The organism is Tautonia sociabilis (genome assembly GCF_003977685.1).
Classification (GTDB): Bacteria; Planctomycetota; Planctomycetia; order Isosphaerales; family Isosphaeraceae; genus Tautonia; species Tautonia sociabilis.
On the sequence record NZ_RYZH01000097.1, the window covers coordinates 1 to 9,491 of the forward strand.

At 69.3% G+C, this 9,491-nt stretch carries 6 protein-coding genes and 3 pseudogenes; 2 read left to right on the forward strand and 7 right to left on the reverse strand.

Going from position 1 to position 9,491, the window contains the following annotated elements; translation table 11 throughout:
* Nucleotides 1–197: 197 nt before the first annotated feature.
* The 7 genes and pseudogenes from TsocGM_RS28120 to TsocGM_RS26380 form a co-directional block, all read right to left on the reverse strand.
* Nucleotides 198–665, reverse strand: a pseudogene (locus tag TsocGM_RS28120) (IS1380 family transposase); the annotation flags it as partial.
* A gap of 208 nt (nt 666–873) precedes the next feature.
* A pseudogene (locus TsocGM_RS28125) lies at nt 874–1,371 on the reverse strand (carbonic anhydrase); the annotation flags it as partial.
* 414 nt (nt 1,372–1,785) lie between these two features.
* Nucleotides 1,786–2,850 (reverse strand): DUF1559 domain-containing protein, encoded by a 1,065-nt coding sequence (locus TsocGM_RS25175; RefSeq protein WP_126728224.1) that lies wholly within the window; start codon nt 2,848–2,850, stop codon nt 1,786–1,788.
* A 78-nt stretch (nt 2,851–2,928) separates the two neighbouring features.
* The gene (locus TsocGM_RS25180) at nt 2,929–3,144 is read right to left on the reverse strand and encodes a hypothetical protein (protein ID WP_126728225.1); all 216 of its coding nucleotides are present in this window, start codon (nt 3,142–3,144) and stop codon (nt 2,929–2,931) included.
* 268 nt (nt 3,145–3,412) lie between these two features.
* Nucleotides 3,413–4,027, reverse strand: a complete 615-nt coding sequence (locus TsocGM_RS25185; RefSeq protein ID WP_126728226.1) for a sigma-70 family RNA polymerase sigma factor — start codon at nt 4,025–4,027, stop codon at nt 3,413–3,415.
* A gap of 161 nt (nt 4,028–4,188) precedes the next feature.
* On the reverse strand, nt 4,189–6,882 hold the full coding sequence (locus TsocGM_RS25190; RefSeq protein WP_126728227.1) for a serine/threonine-protein kinase: 2,694 nt from the start codon (nt 6,880–6,882) through the stop codon (nt 4,189–4,191).
* 717 nt (nt 6,883–7,599) lie between these two features.
* Nucleotides 7,600–7,773, reverse strand: coding sequence for a hypothetical protein (locus TsocGM_RS26380; protein ID WP_158633762.1), 174 nt, complete (start codon nt 7,771–7,773; stop codon nt 7,600–7,602).
* 440 nt (nt 7,774–8,213) lie between these two features.
* Between TsocGM_RS26380 and TsocGM_RS27465 the strand changes: the two are divergent.
* Both TsocGM_RS27465 and nusG read left to right on the forward strand, forming a co-directional pair.
* Nucleotides 8,214–8,312: pseudogene (locus tag TsocGM_RS27465) on the forward strand (transcription termination/antitermination protein NusG); the annotation flags it as partial.
* A gap of 120 nt (nt 8,313–8,432) precedes the next feature.
* The gene (gene nusG, locus TsocGM_RS27470) at nt 8,433–8,708 is read left to right on the forward strand and encodes a transcription termination/antitermination protein NusG (RefSeq protein WP_233579190.1); all 276 of its coding nucleotides are present in this window, start codon (nt 8,433–8,435) and stop codon (nt 8,706–8,708) included.
* The last annotated feature ends 783 nt before the right edge of the window (nt 8,709–9,491 follow it).

Below are 9,491 nucleotides of genomic sequence, written 5' to 3' on the forward strand. Positions count from 1 at the left end.
AAGCTGCGTCGGGCGACGACCTTGAGCTGATCGTCGAGGACGCACAGGACGATGGTCTTCTTGTGGAGGTCGATGCCGACGTGGTGCACGGGAGTCCTCCGGTTCGGTGGGGCAGGAGTTCGGTTCTACACCTCCAGTCTTCCACCGGCTCGGGGCCCCGGGCCCCGTCGGCTCGACCTCCCCTCTCATAGTTTCAAAACAAGCGTGAGTGTCTCAAACTTCCGCTCGGCGACGATCCGCTCCTTGTGCCGCTCCCGGGCCCGACGGGGCACCGTCTTGACCTCATACCGGGGCGGGGGTTGCAGTTCGCTGTAGCTCAGGTCATCCAGGTGCTCGGCCAGGTCCTTGAGGTTCTCTCGGGCATCGATCCCGAAGAGCAACCGGACGCCGTCGGCGTCCCAGCGGTCCAGGTGCTTCGTCTGGGTGGACTTGGTGTCGCCCCGGAGCGTGACCTTGCGGAATCCGCACCGGCGGCAGAGGGCGATCGCCCGGTCCAGATAGACATCAGCGTGCTCGTGCGAGGGGCGGTTGCCGCTGCGGTTGACCAGGAACAGCGGCTCGGCGGTGTTGGCCAGCGAGACGACCAGCGGGTGATAACCCCAGTCGCCGTTGTAGGCGATGTCCACCCCCTGCTTTCACCAGCCATCGGCGGGGGCGACGGTCCCAATCGATCTCCCACTGGGCCGCCCGTTCGACTTCCTGGCGGAGATTGAACGCCGCCTGCGCCGCGTTGAGGCAAACCGCGGCCTCGATGAGGGCCTCCCGATAGCCCGGCATCTCCCTCGCATCGGGCCCCCAGACCTGCTTGAAGCCGCTGGCAGCCTCGCGCACCGCCACGAAGATTCGCTGGGTGATCGATCGGAGCATGGGAGAGACGGACTTGGACCAGAATTTGACCGGGCTGAGGTAGGAATCGACCGCCTCTGAGACGGCGCGGCAGCCGCTATGGCCGAGCATGACGACGACGCGGACGCTCTCGCTCAAGGCGTTCAGGGCGAAGTCGACGCTCTCCATACACACGTCGCCAAGGACGTTGCCGGCGACCCGGATGACAAACAGGTCGTTGAATCCCTGGCCGAAGAGCATTTCGGTTGGGACCCGGGCATCCGAGCAGCCGACCACGACAGCGAAGGGGGGCCTGCCTCGGCATCTCGCCGTGGGATCGAGGCATGCCGACCTCCAGGCCGTTGCAGGGCACGACGTACTGCGGTTCGCCGTCGGTGAGCGTGCGAGTCCGGCAGTTCTCCATTCACTGGGAGAACAACCGATTGCCGTCCTCCAGGATCTTCCTCGCCGCCTCCGAGTCGCGGGGAGGGGGGTCGCCCTCGGGTTGCTCGTGTCGAAGCGATCGATGTAGTTGATCGTGTTCATGGCCCACCCTCATTCCTGATCGGTGATCATCGGTATGGGGGGAGCTCCGCACTCGGAGCGGCCCTCGACACCGTGGACCGCCATGAGATCGGTATCCAGCAGACGTTGGGAATACGACCTCAGGTAGGACGGCCATACCCGTACCCCGTTGCCGGAACGCCTCCTCTCTCCGCATGCGAATCATCTTTTGTCTTCATGTGCTCTCTATTGTCACTCCAAAGTCGGCCGGCCGTCAGGGTCGTGAGCACGGAACAAACGCTTGCGGGACATCGTGTCCGGCGGGAATTTTCTGTTGGAACTCGGACAAGGATCGGCGTCGCTTCCCCAGGAGCGCGGCCCCTGGATCGGTCCGACCGTTCCATCGTGCTCCAGTCCAGGATCCGGCGCGCTGGGGCCTCGGCGGTCGGGAATGGGTCAATACTCGTCGGCACTCACCACTTCGCCGCCGTTTCGGGTCGCGAGCTTCTGATAGACGCCCACCTTTGTCCCCGGAGCGACGGTCAGGCCGTAGTCGGATCCGTTCGACGAGGGGGTCTGGCTCGTTCCCGTCGGCAGGCCGTTGACCTGGGGAGGGGGGACGATCCACGAGTCGATCGTGTCCTTGAGGAACCGAACCGAGCCGTCGCAGAAGGCGACGTTCACGCCGCCGGGGTGGAAGCTCATGGCGTTGAAGGGGGCCCACCTCGACAGCGCGGCGTTGCCGGGGTCGTTGACCGAGTCGGAGTAGCGGCGGGCCCAGTTCGGCGGGAACCGGGCCTCGAGGCACCAGTCGGTCGGCTGGCCGACGTTCCACTGGTGGAGCCAGTTCCGGGAGCTCTCGTTGAAGACCCCGTGCCCGGTCTCGGTGTACATCATTGTGTTGCTTGTACCATCTCGCACCGAGGCGACGGTGACCCCCCCGCCCGGGATGATCGTCCCCCGGGCGTGTCGGGACAGTTGCGGATCGGTCGTGAGCAGACCCGACGGTCCCGGCACGAGGCCCCATGCCATCCAGGGGCCCACGACCCCCGAGTAATGGTTGTGAAATTGAGAATAGGTTGGCGGTCCGTACTGGATGGGGGTGGCCACGAAGGCCGACTCGTCGCTGGGGCAGAAGAGCGCTGAGAAGCCGGTGCCGGCGATCGTGTAGTTGGCGGGGAAGAAGTAGGAGAGCTCGAAATTCGCCGCGTTGTAGAGCGCGGTCTGCTCCATGTACTGGCAAAGGTGGACGAGCGACGAGAAGCCGACGCTCGGGAACGTGACGAGCGTGGCCGGCGGGTAGGAGCCGTAGGTCGCCTCGTAGTTGTTGGCCGCCAGGGCCATCTGCTTCAGGTTGTTGACGCACTGGGCCCTCCGGGCCGCCTCTCGGGCGGACTGGACGGCGGGCAGGAGCAGGGCGATCAGGACGCCGATGATCGCGATGACCACCAGCAGCTCGATCAGCGTGAAGCCTCGGTGGCGACGCCGACTCCGAAGGGGGCGGGAGTCGTCGGGGTGCATGGTCGGCTCCTCCGGGAGATGGAGTTCGAGGTGGCGGGGTGAGGTGGGAGAGGTGGCGGGGGAGGGATCGCCGGCCGGTCAGCGGTCGGTCGAGGGAGACGGGGCGGGGGCCTGGCCGGCGTGGGCGGCCTCCTCCTCGGGGGTGTAGAACGTGTTCGGCCTCGGGACGTCGATCGACCCGGCGCCTCGGACAACGCCGTCGTTGTCTCCGCAACCGGCCACGGCCAGGAGCGAGACGCCCGCGATCGTCAGGAGCAAGGGGGAGCGGCGAGGGCGATTGGGTCGCTTCTTCACGGGGAGCGGTCTCCGGTCGAGAATTCCGGTCGGTCTGGGAGCGAGGGGGGAGAGCCCCGATCGGGGCGAGAATCGGCCGGGAGGGACGAGATCGAGGATGGTGGGGTCCGGCCTCGGATCGACTCGGAGCAGCCGGGGGAGGAGAAGAGAACCGTGATCGGGCCGATCGGCGAGCCGGCCGGAAGCCTCCTGGTGATCGCCCTGGTTCGCTCGGCCCGCCTGGGAGCCTCCCCGGCGGGCGACGGGAGGCCTCGGCCGGATCGGTCGCTCATCCGTCCTCCTCCAGCCGGCCTCTCATGTGGATCAGCGCTCGGAGCAGTCGGGCCTTTACCGCCCCCCGGGTGATCCCCAGCGCCTCGGCGATCTGGGAGGCGTCGCGCTGCTCGAGGTAGCGCATGACCAGCACCTCTTGGTCCCGGGCCGACAGAGAGGCCAGCGCCGCCATGACTTGCTCGCGTCGCTCCCGGCGCGAGAGCCGGTCGCTCGGGCTCGAGTCGTTCGCCAGGAACCGTCGGGCGAGGGCCCGGGACGAGTCGTCGAGGTGCGTGTCGGCCCGGTTCTCCCGGGTGATGCTCCGACGCTGGGAGGCGATGTGCCTGCGATGAGTGTCGATGACCCGCTCGGCGGCGAGCTGGCGCAGCCAGCCGAGGAACGGCAAGGGCCGGTCCTTGAGGAAGCCATCCATCCGCTTCGAGGCCTCGGCCAGGGTCTCCTGCACGATGTCCGAGGGGTCGACCCGGGAGGTGAGCCGGCGATCGAGACGGGCTGCGACCATGCGCCGGAGGTGCTCGCGATGCACCTCCAGCAGCTCCTGGCGGGCGACGGCATCCCCCCGGAGCGCCTGGTCGATCAACTCCTGGTCGAGCCGGGTCGTCTCGGTCATCAGCGAACCTCCCTCCCTCTCACCCCGCAATCCGGCGGCCAGGGATACGCGGGATTTTCTCGATTTCGCAACCCAATCGACCATCGAGCGTTAAGGTTCGGGCGTCCTCCGCCGATCGGGGCGGCCGAGGCCCTGGGGACTGCGCCGCCGTTGGGGAGGGATCAAGGGAGGTTTATGCTCGACGACGACGGTGAGGGCGGTGTCGAGGGGGCGGGTGCGGATCGGGATCGGTCTTCGATCAGGAGGTCGAGCCGTCGGGCCGTTTGCCTTGTGTCGCGGTGGTCCGGCCCGAGGACGCGACGCTGCGCCGCCAGGCAATCGCGGAGCAGTCCCTCGGCCTCGTCCAGCCGGCCTTGGTCCCGGAGCAGGTCGGCGAGGCTGCTGGTCACATAGAGCGTGTCGGGGTGTTCCGGGCCGATGGATTTCCGGCGTTGCTCGACGCTCCGGCGGATCAGCGGCTCGGCCTCGTCCAGTCGTCCCTGCGCGACCAGCACATGACCGAGGTTATAGAGCGCGGTCACGGTGTCGGGGTGATGTTCGCCGAGGATCCGGCGGCCGGTTTCGAGACAATCGCGGAAGATGCGTTCCGCCTCGTCGTACCTGGCTTGCTGGTTGAGGGCCGCGCCGAGGTTGTTGAGCGTCGTCAGCGAGTGGGGGTGCTCCGGCCCCAGCTCGCGCCGCTGCTCGACCGCCAGCTCCCGGTACAGGGCCTCGGCCTCGTCGGCCTTCCCCCGGCGGAGGAGGATTTCTCCCAGGTGGAATCGGGCGGAGAAGAGGAACCTTGGGTCGGGCTCCAGGGCGCGGCCCGCGTCTTCGAGGCTCGCTCGGTAGAGCGTCTCCGCCTCCTGGAGCCGTTCCCAGCTCCGGAGGACTCCCGCGAGGTACAGGGCGGATTGGATGGAGACCGCGTGCGAGGGCCCGAGGGTGCGTCGGGCTTCGGGCAGGGCCCGGGAGAGGAGGGACAGGGCTTCGTCCCGGCGGCCGAGGTGCCAGAGGATGTGGCCCAGCTCCGACGTCGCCTCCAGGCGCTGCCCCTCGCCGTCGTCCCGGAGGGACTCGAAGCATTCGAGGGCGGCCCGGAAGTGCCCCTCGCCCTTGTGGTATTCGCCAAGGCTGTGGTAGGAGCGGCCGATGGCGAGCTGGATCGCCCCCTCGGTTTCGGGATGCCCGGGGAAGGCCGAGTCGACCCGGGCCGCGGCTCGGTCGAGAACCTCCAGGAGCGTGACGGGCTCCTCGGCGGGGTTGCTCGCCGGTTCCGCCTGGTGGATCAGGCCCTCGATCAGGAATCGGTTGATGGCCTCGGCCTTGGCGGCCTCGGCCCGGGCCTCGCGCTCGGCGACGAGCAGCCGCCGCTTTTGCCGGACGGCCTCGCGCCAGCCCCAGGTCACGCCAGCGAAGCCGGCCGAGAGGGCCACGACGAGCGTCGCGACGAGCCCTGCCTGCATCGGCCTGCGCCGGCACCAGCGCCAGACCCGGGACAGGGGCCCGACCGGCCGGGCGACGATCGGCCGGCCGTCGAGGAACCGCCCGAGATCCTCGGCGAGCTGGCGGGCCGTCTCGTACCGGTTTGACGGATCCCTGGCCATCGCCTTCGAGACGATCGTCGCCAGGTCGGGGGGGACCGCCGGGTTCAGCCGACGGATCGGAGCCGGCTCCCCCTCGGCGATCGTCCGGAAGATCTGCTGGCGGTCGTCTCCCGGGATGGCGGGCCGCAGCGTCAGCAACTCGTAGAGGGTCGCTCCCAGGGAGTAGACGTCGGAGCGGCGGTCGATCAGGGCCCGCTTGCCCAGCGCCTGCTCGGGGCTCATGTAGCGTAGGGTCCCGGGCAGGTCGCCGGTGACGGTCAGGCCGGCGTCCCCCTGGACGTGGGCCATGCCGAAATCAGCGACCCAGATCTCCCCCCGGAGGTCGACAAGCAGGTTGGACGGCTTGATGTCGCGGTGAACCACCCCCTGGTCGTGCGCGTGGCTGAGTGCCTCGGCCACGTCCATTCCCAGAGCGGCGACCGCCCGGAGGTACGCCCGGCGACCGATCGAGGGCGGGCCCGAGGCGTCGGTATGGTCCGGAGCGGGGGCGAGGGCCGGGGCCGGGCCGCATCGGCTCCCGTCCCCCTCGCGACGAGAGGGGGCCAGGCGCCCGGACAGCAGTCCCGACGCGACGGCGGCGAGCCCCTCCGCCGAACTCAATCCGCTGGCTCCCCGGTCGTCCTCGACCAGCAGGCGGAGTTCCCCCAGCAGGTCGGCCAGGCTCCCGCCCTCGATGAACCGCATCGCGTAGTAGGGGACACCCTGGACGAGGCCCACGTCGTACACCGGGACGACCCGGGGGTGCTGAAGCCAGCCGGCCACCTGCGCCTCGAGCTGGAAGCGTTGCAGCGCCCTGGGGTCCATCGCCAGCGACGGCGGCAGGATCTTCAGCGCGACCCGACGCCGGAGCGCCACTTGCTCGGCCTCGTAGACGATGCCCATTCCCCCCCGGCCGACTTCCCGAAGGATCCGGAACTTGCCGAAGATCGTCAGCCCGTCCTCGTCCCGGGAGGAGGCCGGGAGCTCCTCGACGCCGGCCGAGAGCTCGGCCAGGCCCCGCATGGCCGGCACCAGGCTCCGGAACTCCTCGGCCCAGTCCGGATGCTCCTCGACGAGTTTCTCCACATCGACCGGCTCGCCGTCGAGGAGGCGCCGGGTCGTCTCCTCCACCAGATCGAGGAACGCCGGGTCGAGCCCCTGAAGGCCGAGAATCGACCCCGAACCTCCCCATCGCTCGACGGGCCAGGTCGACCGGCCGATCGGACCGCGTCCACCCCGGTCGCTCCGGGGAGACTCCCCGACGTGCTCGCGGTTCTCGGAGGACGGCATCGCAGGGGCTCCCGCTGCGTCGAATCCGGTGCGAAGGCGCGGCCGGCCGGAATCCTGGTTGTCCGTCGGGGCCGACTCGCGACCGCCGATCAGCGGAGTCGGCCCAAGGGGAGAGCGGGGGCCGGCCGACTTGCGGGGGGGAGGGTAGCCGAGGATCGGGTGATCGATCCGGGCGATCGCCCCGGATCTCGGGGCTCCCGGCAAGGCGATTCGAGACGATTCCAGGATAGGACCCTTCCGTCTCTTCGGCCATGCTGTTGCAGGTCGTCGAGCCGTCGAGGGGCAGTGGCTTCATTCGAGGCGGTACGGCAGAGCCGAGACGCCGCCGCAAGTCAGCAAGATCGGGATCGTGTCCACGTTCGTCTCCGCCTCGAAACCGGACGGCAACCTCCCGGCGGATCACCGCCGCTGGGACCGGGTCGGGCGTTCAGGATCGAGGAGTCAGGGCGATGGGTGCCGATCGCCGGCCTCCGCCGTGGTCTTCATTCCGGCGTCGGCGCCGAGCCGGGCTCGCCGAGATCGAGGAGGCCTGCCCTCCCCGGGCGGAACGCCCAGGTTCCAGGGCTCGGCCGATCTCGACCGTCCGGTCCTGGCTGGGGCAGTGGCCCCTTCGTCCGAGACTCGGGTCCATCGAGCGGAGTCGGGCCAGGTGTGCTGCCGGGGCGAAAGGACCGCACCGGGCCCGACCGCCTCGGCCCCAGGCCATCGCCCGGCCGGTCACTGCCGGGGGGAAGGGAACGCCGGGCGGGCGGAGGCACGTTCCAGGGCGTGGGCGAGCTGCCGGTCCAGACGGCGTTCGAGCTCGGCGACGGCCTTCGGACATCGGGCCTCGGCGGCCATCTTCTTCCGGTTCCTGCGGCGTTCGAGCCGCTCCCCCAGGTACTTGAGCACGGCGGGTCCTCGGGTCAGCCAGGGAGGGACAGAGGGCGGGGGACATCGATGGGCAGTCCCTGCACCGATGATACGCTCAAACCGGCGGCGTTTCCATATCACCCAGCCATGACGGCAACAGTCGATCGGGAGGTCGATCCTATCCTGGCCCGATCGCCTCCCGAATGCGTATGATCGTTCCCGGGGAAGAGGCCGGAGGTCGTCGCCCCTGCGGGGCCCCGGGGACCGGGCCCCGCTTGCGATCGCCCCGACGGCCGCCCGCGAACCGACGGAGACGACACCGCGATGCCGATCCTGCCCGCTGAGCCGGAGATCTTCCCGCCCGACCTGTTCGACCGGTCGGAATCCGAGGTCGCCCACGTCCTCCGCTCCCCCGCCGAGCCGGAATCCGCCCCCCCCTGCCCGACCCGGACGAAACCACCCTCCCCCGGTGGTGGTGCCTGCACACCAAGCCCCGCCAGGAGAAGGCCGCCGCCCGGTTCCTCCGAGACCGCCGCCTCGCCCACTACCTCCCCCAGGTCCTCAAGGAGAGTCGCACCCCCGGCGGCCGGAAGATCAAGTCGATCGTCCCGCTCTTCCCGGGTTACCTGTTCCTGCTGGGGGATGCCCACCAGCGGATCGAGTCGTTCGGCGGCGGCCAGCTCGTGACGATCCTGCGGGTGGACGACCAGTTCCGGCTGCGAGGGGAACTGATCCAGATCCACCGGATGCTCTCCTCGGGGCTGCCGGTGGTTCCCGAGCCGGAGTACCCCGTCGGCAGCCGGGTCCGGATCCTCGAGGGGCCGCTGAAGAACCTGGTCGGCACCGTCATCCGGAGGGGCAATCGCGACCACTTCGTCGCCGTCGTCCACTTCCTCGGCCGCGGGGCGACGGTCGAGCTCCAGGGCTGGCAGGTTGAACCTGTCCCGGACGACCCGGGCGACGGCCCGGTCTGATCCCCGCCCTCGGAAAGTTCCGAGGCGTCGACTCGAGGCAGACGATCCGGCTCCCCGACGCGCCGGAGGCGGACTCCCTCCCTGCTCCGACCTGGCGAGCCGCCCCCGCTCCCGTTCGCCAGGCCCCGGAGTTGGCCCAACCAAGTCCCGGGGCCTCCCGGACTCGCTCCTGCTTCGCCCGGGATCGACTCGAACCGGGCCTCGCCGGGTCCGGGGCATCGCGCAAGGCCCTGATCTTTCCCAGGGACGGAGCCCGGACTGTTTCCCGATCGACCGGAGGCTCGTTCGTCTCGGAATCGGGCCTCCTGCTCCGTGCTGATGGGACGGTGCGCCAGAGGGTGCGCTGCGATCGACCTGAGCCCTTGTGTCGTTTCTCCCAATCAGATCATGGGTTGGAGCGATCGGTCCCGATTCGAATTGGCTTCGCTCCGTTCGGTGCGCAGCAGAGGTTTCCGGGCGAACGACCTCGGGCAGGGTCCGATCCGACGCTCGAGCCCGAACCGGGCCGGTGCGCTGCGACACGTTACGGGCGAGTTTTCGTTTCTCATGAAATGAGAAGGACTTGAGGCAATCAGGCGCTCGCCGATTGAAACTATGAGAGGGGAGGTCGAGCCGACGGGGCCCGGGGCCCCGAGCCGGTGGAAGACTGGAGGTGTAGAACCGAACTCCTGCCCCACCGAACCGGAGGACTCCCGTGCACCACGTCGGCATCGACCTCCACAAGAAGACCATCGTCCTGTGCGTCCTCGACGATCAGCTCAAGGTCGTCGCCCGACGCAGCTT